The sequence below is a fragment of the Pseudomonas sp. P7759 genome (genome assembly GCF_013386445.1).
Lineage (GTDB): Bacteria > Pseudomonadota > Gammaproteobacteria > Pseudomonadales > Pseudomonadaceae > Aquipseudomonas > Aquipseudomonas azotoformans_A.
This window is the reverse complement of record NZ_JACART010000009.1, coordinates 18,305-45,171: the sequence shown is the minus strand read 5'-3', so window position 1 is coordinate 45,171 and position 26,867 is coordinate 18,305. Positions and strand designations below refer to the sequence as shown.

Annotated in this window: 21 protein-coding genes and 1 pseudogene; 20 read left to right on the top strand and 2 right to left on the bottom strand. The window is 61.7% G+C overall.

Annotated features, from left to right (window positions below; translation table 11 throughout):
- Window positions 1-34: 34 nt before the first annotated feature.
- The 17 genes and pseudogenes from HX823_RS11855 to HX823_RS11775 all read left to right on the top strand — a co-directional run bounded on the left by HX823_RS11855 (window position 35) and on the right by HX823_RS11775 (window position 19,770).
- Window positions 35-481, top strand: a complete 447-nt coding sequence (locus tag HX823_RS11855; protein WP_177074960.1) for a DUF411 domain-containing protein — start codon at window positions 35-37, stop codon at window positions 479-481.
- Window positions 478-921 carry a YqaA family protein gene (locus HX823_RS11850; protein ID WP_177074959.1) on the top strand — a complete coding sequence of 148 codons (444 nt, stop codon included), beginning with the start codon at window positions 478-480 and terminating at the stop codon, window positions 919-921. Before HX823_RS11855 ends, HX823_RS11850 begins: the two co-directional genes overlap by 4 nt.
- A 44-nt stretch (window positions 922-965) precedes the next feature.
- Window positions 966-1,967 carry an alpha/beta fold hydrolase gene (locus HX823_RS11845; RefSeq protein ID WP_177074958.1) on the top strand — a complete coding sequence of 334 codons (1,002 nt, stop codon included), beginning with the start codon at window positions 966-968 and terminating at the stop codon, window positions 1,965-1,967.
- A 26-nt stretch (window positions 1,968-1,993) separates the two neighbouring features.
- Window positions 1,994-2,947, top strand: coding sequence for a D-2-hydroxyacid dehydrogenase family protein (locus HX823_RS11840; protein ID WP_177074957.1), 954 nt, complete (start codon window positions 1,994-1,996; stop codon window positions 2,945-2,947).
- A gap of 483 nt (window positions 2,948-3,430) precedes the next feature.
- A complete protein-coding gene (glgA, locus tag HX823_RS11835) occupies window positions 3,431-4,984 on the top strand; it encodes a glycogen synthase GlgA (RefSeq protein WP_080642373.1) in 1,554 nt (517 codons plus the stop codon).
- 20 nt (window positions 4,985-5,004) lie between these two features.
- Window positions 5,005-6,750, top strand: a complete 1,746-nt coding sequence (treZ, locus tag HX823_RS11830) for a malto-oligosyltrehalose trehalohydrolase (RefSeq protein WP_177074956.1) — start codon at window positions 5,005-5,007, stop codon at window positions 6,748-6,750.
- Window positions 6,747-8,831 carry a 4-alpha-glucanotransferase gene (gene malQ, locus HX823_RS11825; protein WP_177074955.1) on the top strand — a complete coding sequence of 695 codons (2,085 nt, stop codon included), beginning with the start codon at window positions 6,747-6,749 and terminating at the stop codon, window positions 8,829-8,831. The genes treZ and malQ overlap by 4 nt, the downstream gene beginning before the upstream one ends.
- Entirely contained in the window at window positions 8,828-11,563 is a 2,736-nt protein-coding gene (locus HX823_RS11820) for a malto-oligosyltrehalose synthase (RefSeq protein ID WP_177074954.1), read from the top strand. Before malQ ends, HX823_RS11820 begins: the two co-directional genes overlap by 4 nt.
- A gap of 24 nt (window positions 11,564-11,587) precedes the next feature.
- Entirely contained in the window at window positions 11,588-11,842 is a 255-nt protein-coding gene (locus tag HX823_RS11815) for a DUF2934 domain-containing protein (RefSeq protein ID WP_177074953.1), read from the top strand.
- Between the two features lie 119 nt (window positions 11,843-11,961).
- On the top strand, window positions 11,962-14,121 hold the full coding sequence (gene glgX, locus HX823_RS11810) for a glycogen debranching protein GlgX (protein ID WP_038844626.1): 2,160 nt from the start codon (window positions 11,962-11,964) through the stop codon (window positions 14,119-14,121).
- Window position 14,122: 1 nt separating this feature from the next.
- Window positions 14,123-15,121 carry an acyl-CoA dehydrogenase gene (locus HX823_RS11805; protein ID WP_177074952.1) on the top strand — a complete coding sequence of 333 codons (999 nt, stop codon included), beginning with the start codon at window positions 14,123-14,125 and terminating at the stop codon, window positions 15,119-15,121.
- The gene (locus HX823_RS11800; RefSeq protein WP_177074951.1) at window positions 15,118-15,876 is read left to right on the top strand and encodes a PIG-L deacetylase family protein; all 759 of its coding nucleotides are present in this window, start codon (window positions 15,118-15,120) and stop codon (window positions 15,874-15,876) included. The genes HX823_RS11805 and HX823_RS11800 overlap by 4 nt, the downstream gene beginning before the upstream one ends.
- Complete coding sequence (locus HX823_RS11795; RefSeq protein ID WP_177074950.1) at window positions 15,873-16,472, top strand: SAM-dependent methyltransferase; 600 nt, start codon at window positions 15,873-15,875, stop codon at window positions 16,470-16,472. Before HX823_RS11800 ends, HX823_RS11795 begins: the two co-directional genes overlap by 4 nt.
- Window positions 16,469-17,126, top strand: a pseudogene (locus tag HX823_RS11790) (glycosyltransferase family 2 protein). The gene HX823_RS11795 and the pseudogene HX823_RS11790 overlap by 4 nt, the downstream one beginning before the upstream one ends.
- 179 nt (window positions 17,127-17,305) lie before the next feature.
- Window positions 17,306-18,067 (top strand): PIG-L deacetylase family protein, encoded by a 762-nt coding sequence (locus HX823_RS11785; protein WP_038844636.1) that lies wholly within the window; start codon window positions 17,306-17,308, stop codon window positions 18,065-18,067.
- 189 nt (window positions 18,068-18,256) lie between these two features.
- On the top strand, window positions 18,257-19,291 hold the full coding sequence (locus HX823_RS11780) for an alpha/beta fold hydrolase (RefSeq protein WP_038844638.1): 1,035 nt from the start codon (window positions 18,257-18,259) through the stop codon (window positions 19,289-19,291).
- On the top strand, window positions 19,291-19,770 hold the full coding sequence (locus tag HX823_RS11775; RefSeq protein WP_038844640.1) for a cytochrome P460 family protein: 480 nt from the start codon (window positions 19,291-19,293) through the stop codon (window positions 19,768-19,770). Before HX823_RS11780 ends, HX823_RS11775 begins: the two co-directional genes overlap by 1 nt.
- Here the strand turns inward: HX823_RS11775 and HX823_RS11770 are convergent.
- Window positions 19,743-21,140, bottom strand: coding sequence for an amino acid permease (locus tag HX823_RS11770; protein WP_177074949.1), 1,398 nt, complete (start codon window positions 21,138-21,140; stop codon window positions 19,743-19,745). The two genes, HX823_RS11775 and HX823_RS11770, sit on opposite strands and share 28 nt — an antisense overlap.
- Window positions 21,141-21,198: 58 nt before the next feature.
- A complete protein-coding gene (locus HX823_RS11765; protein ID WP_177074948.1) occupies window positions 21,199-22,233 on the bottom strand; it encodes a histone deacetylase family protein in 1,035 nt (344 codons plus the stop codon).
- Between the two features lie 121 nt (window positions 22,234-22,354).
- On the opposite strand from HX823_RS11765, the gene HX823_RS11760 reads away from it, so the two are divergent.
- The 3 genes from HX823_RS11760 (at window position 22,355) to HX823_RS32160 (ending at window position 26,859) form a co-directional block, all read left to right on the top strand.
- Window positions 22,355-22,846, top strand: coding sequence for an Lrp/AsnC family transcriptional regulator (locus HX823_RS11760; RefSeq protein ID WP_038844647.1), 492 nt, complete (start codon window positions 22,355-22,357; stop codon window positions 22,844-22,846).
- Window positions 22,847-23,030: 184 nt separating this feature from the next.
- Window positions 23,031-25,199 (top strand): TonB-dependent siderophore receptor, encoded by a 2,169-nt coding sequence (locus HX823_RS11755; RefSeq protein ID WP_177074947.1) that lies wholly within the window; start codon window positions 23,031-23,033, stop codon window positions 25,197-25,199.
- Between the two features lie 166 nt (window positions 25,200-25,365).
- Window positions 25,366-26,859, top strand: coding sequence for a methyl-accepting chemotaxis protein (locus tag HX823_RS32160; RefSeq protein ID WP_177074946.1), 1,494 nt, complete (start codon window positions 25,366-25,368; stop codon window positions 26,857-26,859).
- The last annotated feature ends 8 nt before the right edge of the window (window positions 26,860-26,867 follow it).

Genomic DNA, 26,867 nt, shown 5'->3' with positions numbered 1-26,867 from the left:
CATCCCAACGGCCCTCTCCCACACGCGAGTTCCTATGAAAACCACATTGCGCCTGGCCCTGCTGTCAGCCCTGTTCACCACCACCCTGGCCCAGGCTGCCGACCTGATTCCCATCGACGTGCACCGCGACGCCAACTGCGGTTGTTGCAAAAAGTGGATCAGCCACCTGGAAAGCAATGGTTTCAAGGTCAATGACCACGTCGAAGCCGACATGAGCGCCGTCAAACAACGCCTGGGCGTGGCCCCTCGCCTGGGTTCGTGTCACACCGCCGTGATTGACGGCAAGTTCGTCGAAGGCCACGTGCCCGCCGAGCAAGTGCTGGCCTTGCGTAAACGCGATGACCTGCTGGGCGTCGCCGCGCCGGGCATGCCCATGGGCTCACCGGGCATGGAAGTCGAAGGCCGCAGCGAGGCCTATCAAGTCATCGGCCTGACCCGTGAAGGCAAAGATGTGGTGGTGGCGCAATACCCGGCGCAATGATCGCCGGCTACCTGGGGCTATTTTTCGCGGCCTTTGGCGCCGCCACATTGCTGCCACTGCAATCGGAAGCCGTACTGGTGGGCCTGCTGCTCAGCGGGCATTACTGCCTGTGGTTGCTGCTCGGCGTTGCCACGCTGGGCAATGTGCTGGGCTCGGTGGTCAATTGGTGGCTCGGACGCTGGGTCGAGCATTTCAAGGGGCGGCGCTGGTTTCCCGTCAGTGACAAGCAATTGGACAAGGCTCGTAACCATTACCAGCGCTGGGGCCATTGGACATTGTTGCTCAGTTGGATGCCGGTCATTGGTGACCCGCTGACCTTGGTCGCCGGGGTGATGCGTGAGCCGTTGTGGCGATTCCTGCTGTTGGTGACTTTAGCCAAAAGCGTCCGTTATGGGGTACTCGCCGCCGTGACCTTGCACTGGGTGTTAATCCCCAGTTAATCGTCCCGCAACAGCATCCGAGCACCCTTCTCGGAGCCTTGCCAATGCCCCTGATCCGCACTTTTTGCATCACCGGCCTGCTCGCCGTCAGCACCGCACCCGCCTTTGCCGCCAGCTACGGTCCCGAGCTGCAAGGCTTTGAATACCCCTACCCACTCAAGCATTTCGAATTCCAGTCCCAGGGCAAGTCCATGCAGATGGGGTATATGGATGTGCCCGCCAAAGGACAGGCCAACGGCCGCAGCGTGGTGTTGATGCACGGCAAGAACTTCTGCGGCGCCACCTGGGAAGGTTCGATCAAGGCGTTGAGCGATGCCGGATACCGGGTGATCGCGCCGGACCAGATAGGTTTTTGCAGCTCCAGCAAGCCTGACCATTATCAATACAGTTTCCAGCAGTTGGCGACCAACACCCATCAACTGCTGGAAAAACTCGGCATTCAAAAGGCCACGGTTATCGGCCACTCAACCGGCGGCATGCTCGCCACGCGTTACGCGCTGATGTACCCCGAGCAGACCGAACAGCTGGCAATGGTCAACCCGATTGGCCTGGAAGACTGGAAGGCACTGGGCGTGCCTTCGCTCACCGTCGACCAATGGTACGCACGTGAACTGAAGGTCAGCGCCGACGGGATTCGAAACTATCAACTCAACACCTACTACGTCGGACGCTGGAAGCCCGAGTACGAGCGTTGGGTAGACATGTACGCCGGCCTGAGCAACGGCCCAGGGCATACCCTGGTCGCATGGAACTCCGCGTTGATTTACGACATGATCTTCACCCAGCCGGTGTACTACGAGTTCAAGAACCTGCAAATGCCCACACTGCTGCTGATCGGCACGTCCGATAACACCGCCATCGGCAAAGACATTGCGCCGCCGGCGGTCAAAGCCAAGCTCGGCGACTACGCCGTGCTGGGCAAGCAAGTGGCCAAGCTGATTCCCCATGCCACCCTGGTGGAGTTCCCGGGCCTGGGGCATGCACCGCAGATGGAGGAACCGGCCCAGTTTCATAAAGCGCTGTTGCAGGGTTTGAACGCCCTTTAATCCAACTTTTTTCGAGGCACTCGTGAATGTCGGTACAGATCGCAGTCATTGATGATTGGCAGAATGTGGCCAGTGGCGTGGTGGATTGGTCAGTGCTTGAGGCCGTGGGCCAGGTGCATTTCCTGCACGATTACCCGGCCGATACCGCCGCCATGATCGAGCGTTTGCAGGGCTTCGAGGTAATTTGCGTGATGCGCGAGCGCTCTACCTTCGACAAGGCCCTGCTGCAAGGTTTGCCCAAGCTCAAGCTGCTGGTGACGGGCGGCATGCGCAATGCGGCCATCGACATTCCCGCCGCCAAGGCGCTGGGCATCACAGTCTGCGGCACCGACAGCTATAAACACGCCGCGCCGGAATTGACCTGGGCGCTGATCATGGCCTCTACTCGCAATCTGCTGGCCGAGGCCAATTCCTTGCGCGCCGGCCATTGGCAGGTTGGCCTGGGCGGTGATCTGCATGGCAAGACCCTGGGCATTCTCGGCCTGGGCAGCATTGGCCAGAAAGTCGCGCAGTTTGCCCAGGTGTTCGGTATGAGGGTGATTGCCTGGAGTGAAAACCTCACGCCGGAACGCGCGGCGGAATCGGGCGTGACCTGGGTCAGCAAGAGAGCACTGTTTGAACAGGCGGATATTCTCACCGTTCACCTGGTGCTCAGCGACCGCAGCCGTGGGCTGGTGGATGCCGAAGCACTGAGCTGGATGAAACCCAGCGCGCGCTTGGTGAACACCGCACGTGGCCCGATTGTGGATGAGTCGGCGTTGGTGCAGGCATTGGAAAACGGACGCCTGGCGGGAGCCGCGCTGGATGTGTACGCCGAGGAGCCGCTGCCGGCGGATCATCCGTTCCGCCGCCTGCCGAAAGTGCTGGCGACGCCGCACGTGGGCTATGTGAGCGAACAGAATTACCGGCAATTCTACGGCCAGATGCTCGAAGACATTCAAGCGTGGGCCAACGGTACGCCCATTCGCGAGCTGGGCTGACGCACCATTCAAGGGCAGCCCGCACCCGCTTGGTGTTCACTGAACCTTGTGGTGAGCAGGCTTGCCCTGCGCTGGGGCGAACTGATGGGAGCGCTTCGCACTCCAGCGCAGGGCAAGCCTGCTCACTATATCCTGGTGCTTTCTACGAGAGCATAAGGTTACAAGTTTTTTTGTCCTACAAAATTTCCGTAGAAAGCCTACAAGCTCTAGGATCTGTCCTAGACTCATGACCGATGGGTCCGTTCGAAAACAAAAACCCCGCAAAAAATCGAAACTTTCCAACTCTGCCGTAGGTCCAGTTTTAAGGTAAGGCGAGCACCCGCGGTTCACGCGAAATGCCCGTCCATCCAATCTTTTTTGGCTAACCGTGCAACTGGCATACGCCTTGCCAGTTTGTACAGTGCTTGTGCGCCTGGCCGCAGGATGCGGTCATCGGAGCTAATGGCAGCGGGCCATTAGCCGACCAACATGTGGGAGAGAACTATGATCAGTGCCGCTGTAGATATTCAGGGAGAGCGTGTCAGTCAGCCGGTAGGGGGACCTTCGTTGGTCGACCTGCCCACCACTGTGCGGCCGATCGTGAGTCAGAATCCTAATCGCAAGAAAGTCCTGTTCGTGACCTCCGAATTTGCCGACCTGGTGAAAACCGGCGGCCTGGGCGATGTGTCCGCGGCCCTGCCCCGCGCCATGGCCCACCTGCACGATGTGCGGGTGCTGATTCCCGGTTACCCGCAGGTGATGGAAAGCGATAACCCGATCCATATCATCGGTGAGCTGGGTGGTCACGCCGCGCTGCCGCCGTGCAAGATCGGGCGCATGGACCTCAAGGACGGCCTGGTCATCTATGTGTTGATCTGCCCCGAATTGTACGAACGCGAGGGCACGCCCTACGGCGCCAATAACGGTCGCGACTGGCCGGACAACCACATTCGTTTCGCCCGCCTGGGCCTGGCCGCCGCCGACATGGCCGCCAACCTCGCGCAGATCCACTGGTGCCCAGACCTGGTGCACGCCCACGACTGGCCCGCTGGCCTGGCGCCGGCGTATATGCACTGGCGTGGGTCACGCACACCGACGCTGTTCACCATTCATAACCTGGCCTATCAAGGCGTGATCAGCCTGGCCTCGACGCCGGAACTGGGCATTCCACCCCACGCCCTGCAACAGGAAGGCATGGAGTTCTACGGCAAGATGTCGTACCTCAAGGCCGGCATGGCGTATTCCAGCCACATCACCACGGTGAGCGCGACCTACGCCCGGGAAATCACCACCCCAGAATTTGGCTGTGGCCTGGATGGATTTCTTGCCAGCAAGACCCAGCAAGGCCTGCTCAGCGGCATTCCCAACGGAATTGAAGACAGCTGGGAAACCTCCACCGACCCGCACCTGACCCACAACTTCAACATCGGCGACTGGGAAGGCAAAGCGGTCAACGCCAGCCAGGTGCGCGAGCTGTTTGGCCTGAGTGAATCCACCGGCCCGCTGTTCGCCGTGGTCTCACGCCTGGTGTTCCAGAAAGGCCTGGACCTGACCGAAGCCGTCGCCAGCTTTATTGTCGAGCAAGGTGGGCAGATCGCCATTATCGGTCGCGGCGAGCCGGAAGAAGAAAACGCCATGCGTGAACTGGCGCTGCGCTTCCCCGGCCAGATTGGTGTGCGCATCGGCTTCAATGAGACTGATGCCCGTCGCATGTTTGCCGGCAGTGATTTCCTGCTCATGCCGTCGCGCTACGAGCCGTGCGGCCTGAGCCAGATGTACGCCCAGCGCTTCGGCTCGCTGCCCGTTGCACGTAATACCGGCGGCCTGGCTGACACCATCGAAAATGGCGTGACCGGTTTTCTGTTCAATGAATCCACGGTCGACAGCTACAAAGAAGCCTTGAGCCGCGCGTTCAAGGTATTTGCCTACCCTGGCCTGCTCAATGCCATGCGCTGCCGTGCGATGACACAACCGTTCAACTGGAGCCAGGCGGTGGAACCCTACGCCGAACTGTACGAGCAGCTTGTGGCCAAGGCCTTGGGGAAATCCGCTAAATAACCAACGGGAGGTCTCTATAGATGCCGTTACGGACTCTGGAAACCTGGCCCCACGGCGCAATCATGCTGGACGCGCAACACACGCGTTTTGCCTTGTGGGCGCCAGACGCGTTTTATGTCAGCGTTGAATTGGAAAACGGCAAGTCCGTCGCCATGCTGCCCCAGGCAGAAGGCTGGTTCGAAACCGAAATAGCGTGCCCGGCGGGCACGCGCTACCGCTTCAATATCGATGGGGAAATGGATGTACCCGACCCGGCCTCCAGGGCCCAGGCCTTGGATGTGCATGGTTGGAGCCTGGTGATCGACCCCCTCGCCTATCCATGGCGTCATAGCCAGTGGCAAGGCCGTCCCTGGCACGAAGCCGTCATCTATGAGCTGCACGTCGGCGCAATGGGCGGCTACGCCGGCGTCGAGAAGCACCTGCCACGCTTGGCAGAACTGGGCGTGACCGCGATTGAATTGATGCCGCTGGCGCAATTTCCCGGCGAACGCAACTGGGGCTATGACGGCGTCCTGCCCTACGCGCCCCAAGCCTCCTACGGCACGCCCGACCAACTCAAGCACCTGATCGACAGCGCCCACGAACATGGCCTGGCGGTGATCCTCGACGTGGTCTACAACCATTTCGGCCCCGACGGCAACTACCTCGGCCAGTACGCCAAAGGCTTCTTCCAGGAAGACGTGCACACGCCATGGGGCGCCGGTATCGACTTTGACCGGCGTGAAGTGCGGGACTTCTTCCTGGACAACGCCTTGATGTGGCTGCTCGAATACCGTTTCGACGGCCTGCGCCTGGACGCAGTACACGCCATCGATAACCCGGATTTTCTGAAACAACTGGCCCACCGCGTTCGCGAGCAAGTCGACACCGGTCGTCACGTCTGGCTGATGCTGGAAAACGAGCTCAATCAGGCCAGCCTCCTGCAGCACGATTTTGACGCGCAATGGAATGATGACTTTCATAACGTCCTGCATGTACTGCTGACCGGCGAAACCGACGCCTATTACAGCGACTTTGCCGAGGAGCCTACCGCCAAGCTGGCGCGCTGCCTGGGCGAAGGCTTCATCTACCAGGGGCAGACCACCCGGCATGGCCATGAACGCGGCGAACCCAGTGGGCACCTGCCGCCGAGCGCGTTTGTGACGTTTTTGCAGAACCATGACCAGATCGGCAACCGCGCCCTGGGCGAGCGCCTGCATCAACTCTGCTCGCCCCAGGCTTTAGAGGCAGCAACGGCCCTGTTGCTGCTCTCGCCAATGATCCCGCTGATGTTCATGGGTGACGAAGTCAACGCCAGCGAACCGTTTCTGTTTTTTACCGACCACCATGGCGAACTGGCGCAAGCCGTGCGCGAAGGTCGGCGTAACGAGTTCGCCGACTTTGCCGCGTTCCACGACCCTGAGCGACGTGAACGCATTCCTGACCCCAATGCCCTGGCGACCTTCCAGCAGTCGGCCCCGGCCTTTGCAGACGACCCACAGGCCCAGCTCTACCGCCAACTGTTGAACCTGCGCCATCACCATATCGTGCCGCACTTGCCGGGCAGCCTCGCGCTCGGCGCTCAGGTGCTGGCTCAAGGTGCCGTGATCGCCCGCTGGCGCCTGGGCAACGGCAGCCTGTTGCAGATCGACCTCAACCTGAGTGCCGTGCCGCTGGATCACCCGGCGACCGGCGCTGTCCTTTTCGAAACGCCTGCCAACCTCGGCGCCCAGCTGCCGGCGTACAGCGCACGCGTGACCCTATCCCCTGTTGGAGAGCACCCTTGAGCGAAGCGAACCTGGAAATCCTCGCCAGCCGAGCGGGCCTGGCCGTCGATTGGATCGACGCAAACGGCCGCCCGCAACGTGTGAAACCCGACGCCCTGCGCGCCGTTCTCAAAGGCCTGGGCCACCCGGCCGACAGCGATGCAGAGATCGACGCCAGCCTGCTCGAACTGGAACAGGCGCAACAAGACAAACACCTGCCACCCTTGATGACCATCGACAGCGGCGAAGGCCTGGACCTGGCTCGTTACTTTGAGCCGGACACCCTGTGCCGGGTCAGCCTGGAAGATGGCGAAACCCTCGAATTGCGCCTGGATGGCGACGCCGTATTACCCGGCGTCATCGCCCTCGGTTACCATCAGGTGCATATCGCCGAGCAGTCGTTCACCCTGGCCGTCGCCCCCACCCACTGCTACAGCGTGGCCGAGGCCGTCGACAGCCGCCCCGCCCGCGCCTGGGGCCTCAGCGCGCAACTGTATAGCCTGCGCCGCTTGGGCGATGGCGGCTTTGGCGACACCCTGGCCCTGGAACACCTGGCTCGTTCGGCCGCTGAACGCGGTGCCGACGCCCTGGCCATCAGCCCGATGCACGCGATGTTCAGCGCCGACACCGAGCGCTACAGCCCGTATTCGCCGTCGAGTCGTTTGTTCCTCAACAGCTTGTACGCCTCGCCGGGTTGCATCCTGGGGGAGCGCGAAGTGCGCAACGCCATCGAAGCCCTCGGCCTGACGGACGAGCTGCACGATCTGGAACAACTCAGCCTGATCGACTGGCCCACCGCCGCCAAGGCCAAGCAGCGACTGTTGCGTGCGTTGTACGAAGACTTCCGCCACGGCCAGCATCCACAACACGCCGACTTCTTGAGTTTCCGCCAGGCCGGTGGTGAAGCGCTGGAAAACCACTGCCGCTTCGAAGCCGTGCAAGCCGCGCGCGCCACCGAAGGTGAAGACCTCGACTGGCGCCACTGGCCCGAAGAGTGGCGCAACCCGCAGAGCCCGGCACTGACCGCGTTTGCTGCAGAGCATCAAGATGAGATCGGCTACTTCGCCTTCAGCCAATGGTTGATCGCCCGTTGCCTGGAGCGCGCGCAACAAGCGGCGCGCGGCAGCGGCATGGGCGTCGGCTTGATTGCCGACCTGGCCGTGGGCGCAGACGGCGGTGGCAGCCAGGCGTGGAGCCGTCAGGACGAACTGCTCGCGGACCTGACCGTGGGCGCACCCCCCGACATTCTCAACCGCGCCGGCCAAGGCTGGGGCATCTCCGCGTTCTCGCCTGAAGGCCTCAAGCGCAACGGCTTCCGTGCCTTTATCGAAATGCTGCGCGCCAACTTCGCCCATGCCGGTGGCCTGCGTATCGACCATGTGATGGGCCTGCAACGCCTGTGGGTGATCCCCATGGACGCCTCGCCGCGAGAAGGCGCCTACCTGTATTACCCGGTGGACGACCTGTTGCGTCTGCTGGCCTTGGAATCCCATCGCCATCAAGCCATCGTGCTCGGTGAAGACTTGGGCACGGTGCCGGATGGCCTGCGCGAAAAACTCATCGCACGCTCGATCCTGGGCATGCGCGTGTTGCTGTTCGAGCAAAACCACGACGGCCAGTTCAAGCCGATCCTCGACTGGCCGGACAATGCCCTGGCCACCACCAGTACCCACGATTTGCCGACGCTCAACGGCTGGTGGCACAGCCGCGATATCGACTGGAACATTCAGCTCGGCCTGATCGACGCGCCCACCGTGGAGCAATGGAGCGAACACCGCCTGCGCGAACGCCTGGCACTGCGCCAGGCCTTGAGCCAGGACCCGCAGAACTTCGTTGAAGAAATCCGCAATGAAACCGACCACATGATCGACGCCAGCGTGCGCTACCTCGGCCATACCCGTGCGCCGTTGGTGCTGTTGCCGTTGGAGGATGCGCTCGGCGTCGAGGAGCAGGCCAACCTGCCCGGCACCACCGACACCCACCCCAATTGGCGCCGCCGCTTAGTGGGTGAGGCCTCCAGCCTGCTCGACAATGCCGGTGCCGCCCGCCGCCTCGAGCTGTTGGCCGTCGCGCGCAACCAAGCCTATGAGCGTGACCGATGAACGCACTGCCCCTGCGCGCGACCCAGCGCCTGCAATTCCATAAAGGTTTTACCCTGGATGACGCGGTGCCGCTGGTGCCCTACTTTGCACGCTTCGGCATCAGCCACCTCTACGCTTCGCCGCTGCTCAGCGCCCGCGCCGGGTCCATGCACGGCTACGACGTGGTCGACCCCACCCGCGTCAACCCGGAACTGGGTGGCGAAGCCGCCTTGCGTAGGCTGGTGGCCGCGTTGCGAGAACACGGGATGGGCCTGATCCTCGACATCGTCTCCAACCATATGGCCGTGGGTGGCGCGGATAATCCGTGGTGGCTGGACCTGCTGGAGTGGGGACGCATGAGCCCCTACAGCGAGTTCTTCGATATCCAGTGGCATTCGCCCGACCCGCTGCTCAAGGGCCAATTGCTGATGCCGTTCCTCGGCAGCGACTACGGCGAAGCCTTGCAGAGCGGCAGCGTGAGCCTGAAGTTCGATGCCACCCATGGCGCGTTCTATGTTGAGCATTACGAGCATCGCTTTCCGATCTGCCCACGGGACTACGCGACGATCCTGGGCAGCGATGAGTTACTCAAGCCGTTGTCCGACCGCTTCAGCGCCCTGGCCTATCAGGACGACGCTTACCATGAAGCCGCCTGGCTCAAACAGGCCCTGGCCGAACGGGCCACTGAAGACGAAGTGCGCCAGGCCATCGACGCACAACTGGCGACCTTCGACTTCGACCGCCTGCACCAACTGCTTGAACAACAGGCTTATCGCCTCGCCAGCTGGCGCACCGCAGCGGACGATATCAACTGGCGGCGCTTCTTCGATGTCAATGAACTGGGCGGTCTGCGCGTAGAACGCACGGCGGTGTTCGAGGCCACCCATGGCAAGATTTTCGAACTGATCAGCGAAGGCTTGGTGGATGGCCTGCGTATCGACCATATCGACGGCCTGGCCGACCCGCGCGGGTATTGCCGCAAGCTGCGGCGCCGGGTGGATTCGTTGTCACCGCAGCGGCATCTGCCGATCTTCGTGGAAAAAATCCTCGGCGAAGGCGAAACCCTGCGCGAGGACTGGGAAGTGGACGGCACTACCGGCTACGAATTCATGAACCAGCTGTCGCTGCTGCAACATCACCCCGACGGCTTTGAGCCGTTGGCCCAATTGTGGACCCGTCACAGCGAACGGCCTTCGGCGTTCATCGAAGAGGCGCGGCTGGCACGTCAGCAAATCCTCAACGGTTCCCTCGGCGGCGACTTCGAAAGTGTGGCCCAGGCCCTGCTGCAAGTGGCCCGCGACGACGTGATGACCCGCGACCTGACGCTAGGTGCCATCCGCCGCGCGTTGCAGGAACTGATTGTGCATTTCCCGGTGTACCGTACTTACATCAGTGCACGCGGGCGCAGCGACGCCGATAACCAGGTGTTCCAACACGCCATGGACGGCGCGCGCACCACCTTGGGCGAAGGCGACTGGCCCGTACTCGATCACCTGGAAAAATGGCTGGGTGGTCAACCTTGGCGCAACCGTCCGGTGGGCCGCGAACGCAAGATCCTCAAGCATGCTTGCGTGCGTTTCCAACAACTGACTTCACCGGCTGCCGCCAAGGCCGTGGAGGACACCGCGTTCTATCGCTCGGCGGTATTGCTGTCGCGCAATGACGTGGGCTTCAGCACCGAACAGTTCAGCGCGCCACTGGCCGACTTCCATGCCGTCAACCAGCAGCGCTTGCAGACCTTCCCCGACAACCTGCTGGCCACCGCCACCCACGACCACAAGCGCGGCGAAGATACCCGCGCGCGCCTGGCGGTGCTGAGTGAATGCGCGCCGTGGTTTGTAGAACAGGTGGAACACTGGCGCACCCTGGCCGCCCCGTTGCGGACCGACACCGCGCCCTCGGCCGGCGATGAATTGATCCTCTATCAAGTCTTGCTCGGCAGTTGGCCGTTGGACCAGGGCACCGATTTTGCCGACTACCAGCAGCGCCTGTGGCAATGGCAACAAAAGGCCCTGCGCGAAGCCAAGTTGCAGAGCAGCTGGAGCGCGCCCAACGAGGCCTATGAACAAGGTGTCGAAGCGTTCCTTTCAAGGCTGTTGCTCAGTGAAGAAGGCCACCCGCTACGCAGCGCCATTGGCCATGCCGCTCAGGCGATTGCCCCGGCCGGCGCGCTGAATGGGCTGGCGCAATCCTTGCTTCGCATGACCGTACCGGGTGTACCGGACTTGTACCAGGGCGATGAGTTCTGGGACTTCAGCCTGGTCGACCCGGACAACCGTCGCCCGGTGGATTTCAGCGCACGGCAACAGGCGCTGGCGACCGCACCGGACATCGGCGAACTGTTGTTCAACTGGCGCGACGGGCGTATCAAACAGGCGTTGATTGCCCAGGTGCTGGCCTTGCGCAAGGCCCAGCCTGACCTGTTCCGCAGCGGCACCTACACGCCGCTGGAAGTGGTCGGCAAACACGCCGAACGGGTGGTCGCATTCAGCCGCGAACATCAGGGCAAACGCTTGCTGGTCGTGGTGCCACGCTGGCCCCATCACCTGCTTGAAAACGGTGTGCATCCCCAGATCAACGCGCAGGTTTGGGGCGATACACGGGTGAAATTACCGTTCGCCGCCACAACGCAAAACTGGAAGGGACTTTTTCATACAGGCGCAGTCACACCAGACAAGGAGCTGTTGGTTAGCGCTGCCCTGGGGGATTTCCCGGTCAATGTCTTTATCAATCCTGATGATCAAGAAAGCTGAAAATTTTCTGTGAGGAGCATTGTGATGAGTACTGAAGACAAACGCATACGCGAACTGGCGCATCAGATCTGGGAGTCCGAGGGCAAACCCCATGGTGAAGATGCACGTCACTGGGAGATGGCGCGCAAACTGGCAGAAGCCGAAGCGCTGACGCCGAGCAAGCCCAAGGCCAGCGCCCCCAAGCCTCCGGCGAAAGCCAAACCCGCGGCACCTGCGGCCAGCAAGCCGGCGCCACCGGCCGCTAAAAAACCACCGGCGCCCAAAAAACCCAAGCCTTGACCCCTCGCCTCTTGTCGGCGCTGTCGGCAAGAGGTGATTTCACCTTCCAGACTCTCAGCTGAATTTTCGTCAGCACGGCCGCGTTCGGCCCGAAAAAAGACCCTTGCAGGAGCCACTTAATGAGCAAACCCGATAAAACCCCTTCGACGCCGGACAGCGAGCCGTCGCGGATTCGTGAAGGTTTGCCCTTCCCCCTTGGCGCCACCTGGGACGGCCTGGGTGTCAACTTTGCCCTGTTTTCGGCCAACGCGACCAAGGTCGAACTGTGCCTGTTCGATGATTCCGGCGAAGTCGAGCTGGAGCGCATCGAACTGCCCGAATACACCGACGAAACCTTCCACGGCTACTTGCCCGACGCCCATCCAGGGCTGATTTACGGCTATCGCGTGTACGGTGCGTATGACCCCGCCAACGGCCACCGTTTCAACCACAACAAATTGCTGATCGACCCCTACGCCAAGCAATTGGTGGGCGAGCTGAAATGGTCCGAGGCGTTGTTCGGCTACACCATCGGCCACCCGGACGACGACCTCAGTTTCGATGAACGCGACAGCGCACCCTTCGTTCCCAAATGCAAAGTCATCGACCCTGCACACACCTGGGGCAACGACCAGCCGGTGCGCGTGCCGTGGGACCGCACCATCATCTACGAGACCCACTTGCGCGGCATCAGCATGCGCCACCCTTCCGTGGGCGAATCCGTGCGCGGCACCTGCGCCGGCTTGATGGAAGACGACGTGCTCAAGCACATCCGCCAGTTGGGCGTGTCGTCGGTCGAGCTGCTGCCCGTGCATGCCTTCGTCAATGACCAGCACTTGCTGCAAAAAGGCATGACCAACTATTGGGGCTACAACAGCATCGCGTTTTTCGCCCCCGACCCGCGCTACCTGGCCAGCGGCAAGATCGCCGAGTTCAAGGAGATGGTCGCGCACCTGCATGAGCAGAAGCTCGAGGTGATCCTCGACGTGGTCTACAACCACACTGCCGAAGGCAACGAGCGCGGCCCGACCCTGTCCATGCGTGGTATCGACAACGCTTCCTACTATCGGCTGATGCCGGATGACAAGCGTTTCTACATCAACGATTCCGGCACCGGCAACACCCTGGACTTGAGCCATCCGTGCGTATTGCAGATGGTCACCGACTCCCTGCGTTACTGGGCCAATGAGATGCACGTCGACGGGTTCCGCTTCGACTTGGCAACCATTCTTGGCCGTTACCGCGATGGTTTCGACGAGCGCCACAGCTTCCTCGTTGCCTGCCGCCAGGACCCGGTATTGCGCCAGCTCAAACTGATCGCCGAACCCTGGGACTGCGGCCCCGGCGGCTATCAGGTGGGCAACTTCCCACCGGGCTGGGTCGAATGGAACGACCGCTTCCGCGACACCGTGCGGGCCTTCTGGAAAGGCGATGACGGCCAACTGGCGGACTTTGCCGGGCGCATGACCGCCTCCGGCGAGATGTTCAACCATCGTGGCCGCCGTCCTTACAGTTCGGTGAACTTCATCACCGCCCACGACGGTTTCACCCTGCACGATCTGGTGTCCTACAACGACAAGCACAACGAGGCCAACGACGAAAACAACCAGGACGGCAGCAACAACAACCTGTCCTGGAACCATGGCGTCGAAGGGCCGACCGACGACCCGGAAATCAACGCGCTGCGCCTGCGTCAGATGCGCAACTTCTTCGCCACTTTGCTGTTGGCCCAAGGTACGCCGATGATCGTGGCCGGTGATGAGTTCGCCCGCACCCAGCACGGCAACAACAACGCCTATTGCCAGGACAGCGAGATCGGCTGGGTCAACTGGGACCTGGATGATGACGGCAAAGCCCTGCTCAAGTTTGTGAAACGCTTGATAAAATTGCGCTTGGCCTACCCGATCCTGCGTCGTGGCCGCTTCCTGGTAGGCGACTACAACGAAGACATTGGCGTGAAGGACGTCACCTGGCTCGCGCCGGATGGCAATGAGATGACCACCGAACAGTGGCAAGACAGTCATGGCCGCTGCCTGGGCATGTTGATGGATGGCCGCGCCCAGGAAACCGGGATTCGTCGTGCCGGCGCCGATGCGACGTTGTTGCTGGTGGTCAATGCCCACCACGACATGGTCAATTTCCGCCTGCCGCCAGTGCCCGAAGGCGAGTTCTGGACCTGCATGCTGGACACCAATTCGCCGGCGATTCGTGGGCAGGAACGCTTTGATTTCGATCATGAGTACGCGGTGACGGGCCGCTCGCTGCTGCTGTTCGAGCTACAGCGTGAAGACGAGGTGTGAAATGGCACTGCATGGATTCCTTCAAGGCTACCGGGGCTATGCGGACACGCAAGCCCTGGGCGCGGCCCTGAAGGCGCTTCAGGAGGAAGGCCTGGACCAACTGCCCTTGCCGGGCAGCGGTCAGACATTGGCGCGGTTCAGCCGTTTGGCACAGGTGGCAGGCCATGACCTGCGCCTGTGCAAGTTGTTCGAAGGCCACACCGACGCCTTGGCGATCATTGCCGAACTCAACAGCCCACTGCCACCCTTGGGCAGCATTTGGGGCATGTGGGCGGCCGAGCCACCCACCGCCAAGGTACGCGTCTTCAAAGAGGGCCAGCGCCTGAAGGTGCAAGGGCGTAAAGCCTGGTGTTCCGGCGCGGCGGTGGTCAGCCATGGCTTGCTGACGGCCTGGGACGAAGACGACCGCCAACAGTTGGTGGCGGTGCCTATGGATCAACCCGGCGTCGTCGTCACGGACGAAGGCTGGAATGCCGTGGGCATGGCCGCCACCGGCAGTGTGGAAATCGTGTTTGACCAGGCCTGGGGGCTGGCCGTGGGCGGACCAGGTGATTACCTGGCTCGCCCCGGATTCTGGCAAGGCGGCATTGGCATTGCTGCCTGCTGGTATGGCGCGGCGCAACGCCTGGCGGAAGTCTTGCGTGAGCAGTGCAGCAAACGCCCGGAACCCCACGCCCTCGCCCACCTCGGTGCGGTCGACAGCGCACTCAACAGCGCCGCCTGTGTACTGCGCGCCAGCGCGGAGCAGGTCGATCGAGAACCTAAGGCCAATGCCAGGGAGTTGGCGCAACAGACTCGGGCGTGCATCGAAGACACCGTCGAACAGGTGATGCGCCATGTGGGTCGGGCCGTCGGTGCGGGGCCCTATTGCAAGGATCCGCATTTCGCCCAGTTGATGGCGGACTTGCCGGTGTATATGCGCCAGAGTCACGCCGAACGCGACTTGGCCAGCCTTGGCGAGTTGGTCGCCGGCGAACCCACAGGGAGGTGGCAGTTATGAAACCCAATCCAATCGTTGGCCAAGGCACGCCGCTGCATCGCTGGCAGGCGTCGCCGAAGATGGCCGAGCTGCCGCCGATCAGCGTTGAGCAGTTGGTGCCAGAAGGTTATCGGGCGGTGATCGTCGCCCCGCACCCGGATGATGAAGTGCTGGGGTGTGGTGGTTTGATGCAGGGGCTCGCGGCACTCGGCCGGGCTATCCAGCTGATTTCAGTCACCGATGGCAGCGCCAGTCATCCGGGCTCGCGGCGTTGGCCGGTTGAGCGCTTGAGTGTGGTGCGCCCCCAGGAATCGGCCCAGGCGCTGCATCGTCTTGGCTTGCCGCTGCACAGCCTGAAATGGCTGCGTGCCGGGTTTGCTGACAGCAAGGTGGCGGCGCGGGAAGCTGAACTCGCGGCGTTCATCCAGCGTTACCTCAAACCCACCGACGTGGTGTTCACCACTTGGCGCGAAGATGGGCATTGCGACCACGAAGCCGCCGGTCGTGCCAGCGCCAAGGCAGCCTCTGCTGTCGGCGCGAGCCTGTACGAACTGCCGGTATGGACCTGGCACTGGGCAACGCCCGAAGACAACCAAGTGCCTTGGAATCGCGCGCGCAAGATCCCCTTGAGCTGCGAAGCCGTGGCCCGCAAACGCCACGCCATCCATGCCTTCGCCAGCCAGTTGGAGGGTGACCCGCAGATCGGCCTGGCGCCCGTGCTTGCGCCCTATGTAGTGGAACGTCTGCTCCAGCCTTTTGAAGTGGTATTCGTATGAGCGTGGCTACACCGTATTTCGACCAATTGTTCGCCAACAACGATGACCCCTGGGCCTTTCGCCAACGCTGGTACGAACGCCGTAAACGCGCGTTGACGCTGGCGATACTCACACGACCCCGTTATGCCTCGGTGTTCGAGCCTGGTTGCGCCAATGGCGAGCTGAGCTTCGAACTGGCGCCCCGCTGTGACCGCCTGCTGTGTTGCGACACGGCTTCGGCCGCCGTTGACCTGGCCCGCAGCCGCTTGCTGGGTTTTCCCCAGGCTCAGGTGCAGCAAAGCCGTTTGCCCGAACAGTGGCCCACAGACCAGTTCGAGCTGATCGTGCTCAGCGAGTTGTGTTACTACCTCGACGCCGATGATTTGTGCCGGTTGATCGAACGCGTGCGCACCTCGTTGACCGACGACGGCCAGGTGCTGGCCTGCCATTGGCGCCCACCTATCGAAGGTTGCCCGCAAACGGCCGAGCAAGTGCATGCCCTGCTTCAGGAACGGCTGGATATGCCTCGCGTGGCCAGCCACCACGAACACGACTTCCTGCTCGACCTGTGGAGCCGCGACGGCACTTCGGTCGCCACCCTTGAGGGCCTGAGATGATCGGCATTCTGATCCCGGTACACAACGAAGAGGCCTTTGGGCGACTGCCTGAAAGCGGCACTGATCGCGGCCAGCCATCCGGGTTTACTCGGCGAAACCGTGACTGTCTTGGTAGTACTCGACAGTTGCAGCGATGCCAGTGCCGCCATTGCCCAGGCCTACCCCGTGCAATGGCTCGAAGCCCAGGCACGCAATGTCGGGCATGTTCGAGGCGTGGGTGCGCGGCATCTGCTCAACCAGGGCGCCCGCTGGATTTCGTGCACCGATGCCGACAGCCGCGTGGCGCCTGATTGGCTGGTGGCCCAGTTGGCACTGGGGGCCGACGCGGTATGCGGCACCGTCACCGTGGACGCCTGGAGCGAAGGCTTCGACCCGGCTGCGCAGATTCGCTACAACCAGGGTTACGAGGCGCGAGACGGTCATCGACACATCCACGGTGCCAACTTGGGCGTGAGCGCAGGCGCTTATGTGCGCGCGGGTGGTTTCGAGCCGCTGGCGTGCCATGAGGATGTGCAACTGGTGCGTAACCTGGAGCTGTGCGGCGCCTCCATTGCCTGGAGCCACAGCCCGCAAGTGATCACCAGTGCGCGCCTGGATGCTCGCGCACAGGGCGGTTTCGGCGATTACTTGAAGAGCCTGATGCACGCCACTTGAAAAAAACGACATTACCGAATGTAAAACCGACCAATCCTTGTCTATGCTGATGACGCCTTGCTGGCGTTCCAGGGTTGGAGCGTCATGCAGCCACTGCGGCGGAGCCTGTGGTGGATAAAAGAGCGTCGTCCCGTCAACGGGCCACGACCCAGCATCAATCGACAAGGATGTGACACCCCATGAAGCTTGCTTCCTTAAGCGACGGCCGTAGCGGCCCTGCGCAAATCTGGAACAGCGCCCCGCAGCTGGCGCAAATTCCCCCGATCACCCCGTCCTCACTGGTGCCGCCTGGCGCACGCGTGGTCATCATCGCGCCCCACCCCGGCGACGAAGTGCTGGCCTGTGGTGGCCTGCTGCAACTGCTCAGCACCTTGGAGCATCCCCTGCAACTCATCTCCATCACGGATGGCAGCGCCAGTCACCCAGGGTCCAACGTCTGGCCGGCCAGCCGCCTGAGCGTGGTGCGGCCCCAGGAAAGCGTCGAGGCCATGCGCCGCCTGGGCATGCCCCTGCACAGTTTGAAGTGGATCCGCGGTGGCTTCTGTGACGACGCCCTCGCCAGCCGCGAGCCGCAACTGAGTCAATTCATTGCACGCTACTTGCAACCGGGCGATGTGGTGTTCAGCACGTGGCGTAACGACGGCAATGACGATCACGACACCGTCGGGCGTGCCAGCGCCAACGCCTGCACCCTGGTCGGTGCGCAACTGTATGAACTGCCGATCTGGGCCTGGCACTGGCCCGCTCGGGAAGGTGCGATCATCCCCTGGCAACGCGCACGCAAGGTGCGGCTGGACACCTGGACCGTGGCGCGCAAGCTCCATGCGGCGCACGCCTATGCCAGCCAATTGGCCGGTGACCCACAGATCGGCCTGGCGCCGATGCTTGCCCAGGTACTCTTGGAGAGAATGCGGGAACCCTATGAGATCGTGCTGTCGTAGGCCCCGGCTCGTCCATGCCGGTGGTTTCTGACAGAAAAGGCACGGTTCGCGCTGCATGTTTGTATCGCAGTGTGTACAGAGCCCGCTGCGATACACAGTCTTTAACTCAACGGGTTTCCTGAAACAGGCCAGATACAGCGCGGCGTTCAACTGGGCTCCAGGCACACAACAAGCCACAGGAGGCTCGCCATGCACACTCAGTTGACTCGCCGCTTCAAACGCCAATCCCTTTTCCTGGCCTTGGCCTTGTCACAATTCGGCATCCTGGGTGTGGCCCATGCCGAAATGCCCGAGGCGCCGACCCGCGCCGTCGCCAGCCCGCAAAGCGCGTTCGGCGCACTCAAACACGTCAAGGCCGGCCTGCTGGACGTGGCCTACGCCGAAGTCGGCCCGGCCACGGGACCGGTGGTGATCCTACTGCATGGCTGGCCCTACGACATCGACAGCTACGCCCAGGTCGCCCCGCTGCTGGCAGCCAAGGGTTATCGCGTGCTGATCCCCTACGCCCGGGGTTATGGCGACACCCGTTTCCTCTCGGACAAAACCCTGCGCAACGGCCAACCGGCGGCGTTGGCCAGTGACGTGATCGACTTCATGGACGCGCTGAAGATCAAGCAAGCCGTACTCGGCGGCTACGACTGGGGCGCACGTTCGGCGGACATCGTTTCGGCGCTGTGGCCGGAACGGGTCAAGGCGCTGGTGTCGGTCAGCGGATACCTGATCGGCAACCAGGCGGCGGGCAAGAATCCTTTGCCGCCCAAGGCCGAACTGCAATGGTGGTATCAGTTCTACTTTGCCACCGAGCGCGGTGCCGAGGGCTACCAGAAAAACACCCATGACTTCGCCAAGCTGATCTGGCAACTGGCTTCCCCGCAATGGAAGTTCGATGACGCCACCTTTGACCGCAGCGCCAAGGGCCTGGAGAACCCGGATCACGTGGCGATCACCGTGTTCAACTACCGCTGGCGCCTGGGATTGGTCCAGGGTGAGACGAAGTACGATCCTCTGGAGCAGAAACTCGCCCAGGCGCCGTCGATCGGCGTGCCGACCATCACCCTGGAAGGCGACGCCAACGGCGCCCCGCATCCTAAACCTGAAGATTACGCCAAACGTTTTACCGGCAAGTATGAATTCCGCCTGATCAACGGCGGCGTGGGCCACAATCTGCCCCAGGAAGCGCCCGAAGCGTTTGCCAAGGCGGTCATTGACGCGGATCACTTGTGATGAAGCGCCTGTGCATGGCTGCATTGGCCCTGGCGAGTTCGGCTGGCGCCTTCGCCGACAGCGCTCCGTCGCCCATCTACGGCGTGACCATTCCCGACGGCTACCGCCAGTGGGAGTTGGTGGCGCCTGCTCAGGAGGCCGATCCGTTGAACGAACTACGTGTGGTGCTGGGCAACAGCGCGGCGCTCAAGGCTTACCGGGAGGGCAAGCTGCCGTTCCCGGATGGCACGGTCTTGGCCAAATTGGCGTGGAAACACGAACAATCGCCCGAGTTCAAGACCGCGTCCATCCCCGGCGCGGCGACCACGGTGCAGTTCATGGTCAAGGACTCGAAGAAATACGCGTCCACCGGGGGCTGGGGGTTCGGTCGCTTCATCAACGGCAAGCCAGCCGATGAAGCGCAGCACCAGACGTGCTTTGCGTGCCACCAGGCGTTGGTGAAGGATCGTGATTATGTGTTTACCAAACTGGCGCCCTGAACGCGTGAGAACCGGTAAGCGATCCCCAGCCAGATAAACCAGGCCGGCATCACGCACAGCGCCAAGCGTGTATCCGGCCGTAACGCCAGCAGACCCAGCACAAATGCGAGGAAACCCAGGGAAAACCAGGCCATCGGCACGCCACCGGGCATCTTGTAGGTAGACTTGGCATGCAGATCCGGACGTTTCTTGCGGTAGGCGATGTAGGACGCCAGGATTGTCGACCAGGTGAAAATCACCAGGATCGCCGATACCGTCGAAACGATGGTGAAGGCGGTCATCACCTCCGGCACCACAAACAGCAATACCAGGCCCAGCAACATCAGCACGGTGGTAAACACCAGGCTGATAAACGGCACGCTGCTCTTCGACAAGCGTCGAAAAATTCCCGGTGCATCCCCCAAGTCAGCCAGGCCGAACAACATACGGCTGGCGGAAAACACCCCGCTGTTGGCCGAGGAGGCCGCCGAGGTCAGCACCACGAAATTGACGATGCCCGCCGCCGCCGGAAAACCCGCCACCAGGAACAACTCAACGAACGGGCTTTTGCTCGGCGAGACTTGCTGCCATGACGTCACCGCGATGATGCACGCCAAGGCCAGCACGTAGAACAGGATGATGCGCAGCGGGATCGAGTTGATCGCCTTGGGCAGCGTCTTCTCCGGCGCGCGGGTTTCGGCTGCAGCGGTGCCGATCAGTTCGGTACCGGCAAAAGAAAAAATCGCCATCTGGAACCCGGCGAAAAAACCGAACAAACCATTGGGGAACGCGGCCTGTTTGTCCAATAAATGGGTCAGCGATGCAGTGACCCCGGTGGGCGAGACAAACGAGCTGGCAATCAGCACCACACTCACACCGATCAAGGTCAGCACGGCAATGAGCTTGATAATCGCGAACCAGAATTCCACTTCGCCAAACAACTTCACCGTCAACACATTCAACGCGAACAGCGTAAGCAGCATGCCCACTGCCGGCATCCAGGCCGGCACATGGGGAAACCAGTACTGGAAGAAGCCGCCGACCACCACCGCATCCCCCACCACCGCCACGCTCCAGCTCAACCAATACGACCAGCCGAGAAAAAACGCCGCACGCGGCCCCAGGTAGGCGCCGGCAAAGTCGGCGAAGCTCTTGAAGTTGAGGTTGGACAGCAGCAGTTCGCCCATGGCGCGCATCACGAAATACACGAACAGCCCGATGATCATGTAGATCAGGATGATCGAGGTGCCGGACAGCGCAATGATCTTGCCGGAGCCCATGAACAGGCCGGTGCCGATTGCACCGCCCATGGCCATCAACTGGATATGGCGGTTGCTCAGGGTGCGTTGCAACGCAGGCTTTTCATAAAGCCCGGACGTGGTTGTTTTCATCACAAAACCTCTTGTTATGTTTTTGAGTTTTGGCAGAAGAAAAGTCGACGGGTTGTTGTTATTGGCTGTTGCTTTCGAAACCGTGCAGCACGTTGACGGCGTTGATGCCGATTTCATCGACCATGTAGCCGCCTTCCATCACGAACAGAGTGGGCACGCCGACGCTGGCAATGATTTCGCCCATGCCGAGGAAGTCCTGGCTGTCGAGGAGGAAGTGGCTGATGGGGTCGTCCTTGAAGGTGTCGACGCCGAGGGAGATCACCAGCACCTCGGGCGCGAAGTCGCGCAGTTGCTGGCACGCATTGATCAAGGCGATTTGGTAGTGCGCCCAGGTGGTGTTTTTCGGCAACGGATAATTCAGGTTGAAGCCCTCCCCTGCGCCCGCACCGCGTTCACTGGCCGCACCGGAAAAGTACGGGTAAGAGACTGCCGGGTCGCCATGCAGGGAGATGAACAGCACGTCTGGGCGGTCGTAGAAAATATTCTGCGTGCCGTTGCCGTGGTGGAAATCCACATCCAGCACCGCCACGCGCTTGGCGCCTTGGGTAATGGCTTGCTCGGCGGCAATCGCGGCGTTGTTGAGGTAGCAATAACCGCCCATGTATTCGCGGGCTGCGTGATGGCCCGGCGGGCGGCACAGGGCGAAGGCGCTGTGATGCCCCTCGTCGATCAGCGCCAGGCCGGTCAAGGCGATGTCCGCGCTGGTTTTGACCGCCTCCCAGGTGGTGCGGGTAATCGGCGAGCCGGCGTCCATCGCGTAGAAACCGAGCTTGCCGTCGATGAACTCCGGGACTTGATGGTTCGCCAAGTCACGCACCGGCCACACCAGGGGCAACGCGTCATGGCTGCGGCCAATGGCGGTCCATTCGGCCCAGGCGGTTTCGAGGAACGCTACGTAGCGCTCGCTGTGGGCGTTGACGTAACAGGCCCGATCGAAGCGGCGCGGTGTGACGATATCGCCCAGTCCAACCTGCCTGACGCGGTCACGCACCGTGTCGGCGCGGCTCGGTTGTTCGAATGAAGGTTTGAGCACGCCATCCTTCAGTTCAGTGCCGTGGTGCAAACGGTGGGCTTCGCTAAAAACAGTCAACATGGGTGGGCATCCGCCAGTAAAAGACAGGGTCTATTTTGTTCTGGCCACGCCGGGCTTTCTTTGCTTTTACTTACGGCACTGTTAGCTTTATCGGGAATATTTACCTCTGTGGCACACAATTATGAAAAATAAAACCAGACAGGTCGCTCTTGATGACACCGATCTCGCCATCCTCGCTTTGTTGCAGGAAGACGCCAGTATTTCCAACGCGCAGTTGAGCGAACGCCTGTCACTGAGTCTCACCCCCTGCTGGCGTCGGCGCAAACGCCTGGAAGAGGAAGGCGTGATCAAGGATTACCAGGCCAACCTCGACCGCAAGATGCTCGGACTGGACATCATGGCGTTCGTCCATGTGCGCTTCGCGATCCACACCGATCACGCGCCGGATGCGTTTGAAGCCGTGGTGAAGGCGCTGCCGCAGGTGTTGTCGTGCCACAAGATCACCGGGGATGCGGATTACCTGTTGCAGGTCCTCGCGCAAGACCTGGACAGCTACAGCGAGTTTGTCGAGAGCGTATTGCGTCGGCAGTTGGGGATTGCGTCGATTCAGTCGAGTCTGGCGCTGAGGGAAGTCAAGGCGACGAGTCGGGTGGCGATTCCCCCGCGTGAATAATCGCCGCGCACGCCGAACCTTTATAACGGCGGCATGACGAACTGGTCCTAAACAGATGTGAAAAAATCATTAACTAATTCTCTTCAAAGGCTTTTTCCCACAAGCTCAATCTGCCACACTGATGCGAATAATTATCAACATCTTTATTATTCGCCAGGGACGGCATTCGGGGAGAGTCAGTTCCATGTCTGTGCAACAACACGGCGGTAAAGGTTTTTCACCCAGTCTGATGGCGTTGGCCGTTTGCCTTGCAAGCTCAACGGCGGCCTTTGCCGCCGAGACCCAGGCACCCGCCACCACCCTTGAACTGGGGGCCACGCAAATCTCCGGCGAAGCGCAACTGGGCGAAACCACCGAAGGCACGCAGTCCTACACCACCGGCGCGATGAAAACCGCGACCAAGCTGCCGTTGACCATGCGTGAAACCCCGCAGGCCGTTACCGTCATTACGCGCCAACGCATGGATGACCAGGCGATGACCAGCATCAATGATGTGGTCAAAGCCACGCCCGGTCTGTTCCTCAACTTCTCCAGCGGTCCTGGCCGGCAGTCCTACACGTCCCGCGGTTTCGACATCGACAACCTGATGTACGACGGCATCCCCACCGGCTATAACGGCGTCTCCGTAGGCTCTCAGCCGAACCTGGCGATGTTCGATCGAGTCGAGATCGTGCGCGGCGCCACTGGCCTGATAACCGGCGCGGGTAACCCTTCGGCGGCCATCAACCTGGTACGCAAGCGGCCACTGGACGAACAGAAAGTCACCCTCACCGGCGCCGCCGGCAGCTGGGACGACTACCGTGGCGAACTCGACGCCTCCAGCCCCCTCAACGACAGTGGCACCTGGCGCGGCCGGGTCGTCACGTCCTACCGCGATGCCAACAGTTTCATCGACAACGCCGAGGAATATCACGGCCTGTTCTATGCCGTCACCGAAGCCGACCTGAGCGAAGACACCACCCTGACGCTCGGTTTCTCGAACCAGAAAGACAAGACCAACTATTTCTGGGGCTCGTCGATGGTCGGCCAGGATGGTCATCACCTGAACCTGCCACGTTCCTACAACCCAGGCACCGACTGGGAGAATAAAGACCAGGAGGTCAACACGGTATTCGCTGAACTGCGCCAGCAACTGGCCAACGACTGGAAACTGCAAGTCAACGCCAACTACGCCGAACAGAACGCATTGTTCTCTGGCTCCTACCAGTCACGCTGGGTCAATAACACGCTGGCGCGCACCGTCTACCAGGCGGCCTACGATGAAAACCAGGCAGGCGTCGACGCCTTCGCCAGCGGCCCCTTCCAAGCGTTCGGACGTACCCATGAACTGGTCGTGGGCGCCAGCCGACGCATCTACGACATGACCACCCACAACTACAGCCCCTACAACCTCAACTGGCCGCTCACGGCGGGCAAACCGGACTTCGTCCACACCACCAACGACCGTGACGTCACCACCCAGGATGGGGTCTACGTCACCACGCGCCTGAACCTGGCCGACCCGTTGAAGCTGATCCTCGGTGGGCGCCTGGACTGGTATGACTACGATGCCCATGGCGGTGCCGACAACTCCGGCGACTACAAGGTCACGCGTAACCTCACCCGCTACGCCGGCTTGATCTACGACCTGGACGACCATCACTCGGTCTATGTCAGCTACAGCGACATCTTTACGCCGCAAAGCGCCAAGGACACCTCCGGCAACCCCGTCAAGCCGATTGTCGGTAAGAACTATGAAGTGGGCATCAAGGGCGAATACCTCGGCGGTGCGCTGAATGCGAGCGTGGCGCTGTTCCGCGTCGACCAGGAAAACCGCGCGGTGGATGTGGTGGTGCCTAACTGTCCGCAGGCCAGTTGCTCCGAAGCCTCAGGCGAAATCCGCAGCCAGGGTATCGACTTCGAACTGCAAGGCGCCCTGACCGAGAACTGGCAGGTCGGCGGTGGCTACACCTACGCGCGTACCCACACCATCAAGGATCAAGCCAACCCTCAGAACGTCAACCAGCAGTTCGACACCGACACCCCGGAACACCTGTTCAAACTGACCACTAACTACCACTTCCAGGGTGCCCTGGAAAAACTCCGCGTGGGCGGCAACGTCTCCTGGCAGAGCCGCATGTACAACGACTTCAAAGTCGCGGACGGCAGCACCTACCGCCTCAAGCAAGGCGCCTACGCCGTCACCGACCTGATGGCCGGTTACCAGGTCAACCAGCACCTTGACCTGCAACTCAACGCCAACAACATCTTTGACCGTCGCTACTACCAGTCCATCTCCAACTCCGTGAGCTATGGCGGTGATTCCTACGGCACACCCCGCAACATGATGCTGACTGCCAAATACAGCTTCTGATCGCGATCCGATCAACGGCTACCCGCCCGGGTAGCCGTTCCTCAAGTCCCGCCTTCTGATGCCGATAACCGCTTGGCATCACTGAATCCTATAAAAACCAAAAAACCCTGATTCGCTCCACCCTGCCCCCACTTTGATTCGGCCAGACCACATGGAGTAAGTGTGAATGCCCACCCGCGCGCGTTTTTTCGAGCATTACCGTAAAGCCGACCGCATCATGCTGGCGTTGATCTGGCTGATGTTCCTGTTCTCCCTGGGCCTGGCGCTCTGGCATGACACCCTGATTCAAGCGTCCATTGTCGGCGGTGGCACCAGCGTGGTGCTCACGGCGCTGTACCGAGCGATAGGCGGCACCCGCGTGATGCGTTGCGCCCTCGGCGCAGGCCTCATGGTGATGGCGGCGCTGCACATCAACCAGGCCCAGGGCGTGATCGAATCGCACTTCGGGATCTTCGCGCTGTTGGCGGTGCTGACGTTTTATCGTGACTGGCTGCCGATCCTGGTCGCGGCCGCCACCATCGCCGTGCATCACGTGGTGTTCCATGCCCTGCAACACCAAGGCTTCCCGGTGTTTGTGATGGAACATCACGGCGGCTGGACCATGGTGTTCGTCCACGCGTTCTACGTGGTGATGGAAACCGTCGCCCTGCTCTACCTGGCCGTACACAGCCAGGCCGAAGCGGTCGAAAGCCAGGAAATGCTGGAGAAGATGCTCGCGGTCACCTCCCAATTCAGCGCGCAGACCACCCAAGGTGACGGCAAGGTGCATGTGTCCCTGGCCAAGCGTTTCGACCACTTCCTGCAACAGATCACACACCTGATCGACGGTGTCGCCCGCGACTCCCACGGCCTCGGCCAACTCGGCCAGGCACTTGCCAGTGCCAGCGGCACCCTGGAAAAAGGCGCGCGACACCAATTGGCCGAGATCACTCAGATGACCGGTTCGATGCAGCGCATGGAAGACGCCATGGGCCACATCGCCGTGCACGTCGAGCAAGCGGTGGACCACGCCGGCAAGGCCAGTCAACAAATCCAACGCGGCCAGGAAAGCGTCAGCCGGGCCCAGCAGGAAATCACCCAGTTGGCCTCGCGCCTCAACGGCACCCATGAAACCGTGCAGGGCCTGGCCGTGCAAGCCGAGCAGATCGGCAGCGTACTCGAAGTGATCAACAGCATCGCCAACCAGACCAACCTGCTCGCCCTCAACGCCGCCATCGAAGCCGCCCGCGCCGGCGAGCAAGGCCGTGGCTTCGCCGTGGTCGCCGACGAAGTGCGCAGCCTGGCGCAGCGCACGGCGGTGTCCACCCAGGAAATCAAGACCATCATCGAAGGCCTGCAACACGGCAGCCGCCAGGCCGTCGAAGCCATGCACGACAGTCGCCAAGGCGTGGAGCGTTGCGTGGAAGACAGCCAGGTCGCCGTCGACATGCTGCGCGCCGTGGGCGACGACATTGCGCACATCGACGACCTGAACGGCCGGATCGTGACCACCACCCGCGAGCAGACCACCGCGAACCTGGAGATTGTCGGGCGGTTGCAGTCGGTGCAGAGCATTGCGCAAAGCACCGCCAACGATGTGGAAACCCTGGCGCGCAGCAGTGAGCAGCTACCGCCGATTGCGGTGCGGTTGGATGCGTTGGGCAGACGCTTCCATCAGTGAACGTTCAG

Excerpts from the sequence above, each read along its gene's own strand:
- HX823_RS11850 (WP_177074959.1), top strand. The coding sequence starts at position 478 with ATGATCGCCGGCTACCTGGGGCTATTTTTCGCGGCCTTTGGCGCCGCC.
- HX823_RS11845 (WP_177074958.1), top strand. The coding sequence starts at position 966 with ATGCCCCTGATCCGCACTTTTTGCATCACCGGCCTGCTCGCCGTCAGC.
- glgA (WP_080642373.1), top strand. The coding sequence starts at position 3,431 with ATGATCAGTGCCGCTGTAGATATTCAGGGAGAGCGTGTCAGTCAGCCG.
- HX823_RS11780 (WP_038844638.1), top strand. The coding sequence starts at position 18,257 with ATGCACACTCAGTTGACTCGCCGCTTCAAACGCCAATCCCTTTTCCTG.
- glgX (WP_038844626.1), top strand. The coding sequence starts at position 11,962 with ATGAGCAAACCCGATAAAACCCCTTCGACGCCGGACAGCGAGCCGTCG.
- HX823_RS11820 (WP_177074954.1), top strand. The coding sequence starts at position 8,828 with ATGAACGCACTGCCCCTGCGCGCGACCCAGCGCCTGCAATTCCATAAA.
- HX823_RS11815 (WP_177074953.1), top strand. The coding sequence starts at position 11,588 with ATGAGTACTGAAGACAAACGCATACGCGAACTGGCGCATCAGATCTGG.
- HX823_RS11795 (WP_177074950.1), top strand. The coding sequence starts at position 15,873 with ATGAGCGTGGCTACACCGTATTTCGACCAATTGTTCGCCAACAACGAT.
- HX823_RS32160 (WP_177074946.1), top strand. The coding sequence starts at position 25,366 with ATGCCCACCCGCGCGCGTTTTTTCGAGCATTACCGTAAAGCCGACCGC.
- HX823_RS11765 (WP_177074948.1), bottom strand. The coding sequence starts at position 22,233 with ATGTTGACTGTTTTTAGCGAAGCCCACCGTTTGCACCACGGCACTGAA.
- HX823_RS11775 (WP_038844640.1), top strand. The coding sequence starts at position 19,291 with ATGAAGCGCCTGTGCATGGCTGCATTGGCCCTGGCGAGTTCGGCTGGC.
- HX823_RS11785 (WP_038844636.1), top strand. The coding sequence starts at position 17,306 with ATGAAGCTTGCTTCCTTAAGCGACGGCCGTAGCGGCCCTGCGCAAATC.
- treZ (WP_177074956.1), top strand. The coding sequence starts at position 5,005 with ATGCCGTTACGGACTCTGGAAACCTGGCCCCACGGCGCAATCATGCTG.
- HX823_RS11755 (WP_177074947.1), top strand. The coding sequence starts at position 23,031 with ATGTCTGTGCAACAACACGGCGGTAAAGGTTTTTCACCCAGTCTGATG.
- HX823_RS11855 (WP_177074960.1), top strand. The coding sequence starts at position 35 with ATGAAAACCACATTGCGCCTGGCCCTGCTGTCAGCCCTGTTCACCACC.
- HX823_RS11840 (WP_177074957.1), top strand. The coding sequence starts at position 1,994 with ATGTCGGTACAGATCGCAGTCATTGATGATTGGCAGAATGTGGCCAGT.
- HX823_RS11760 (WP_038844647.1), top strand. The coding sequence starts at position 22,355 with ATGAAAAATAAAACCAGACAGGTCGCTCTTGATGACACCGATCTCGCC.
- HX823_RS11800 (WP_177074951.1), top strand. The coding sequence starts at position 15,118 with ATGAAACCCAATCCAATCGTTGGCCAAGGCACGCCGCTGCATCGCTGG.
- HX823_RS11805 (WP_177074952.1), top strand. The coding sequence starts at position 14,123 with ATGGCACTGCATGGATTCCTTCAAGGCTACCGGGGCTATGCGGACACG.
- HX823_RS11770 (WP_177074949.1), bottom strand. The coding sequence starts at position 21,140 with ATGAAAACAACCACGTCCGGGCTTTATGAAAAGCCTGCGTTGCAACGC.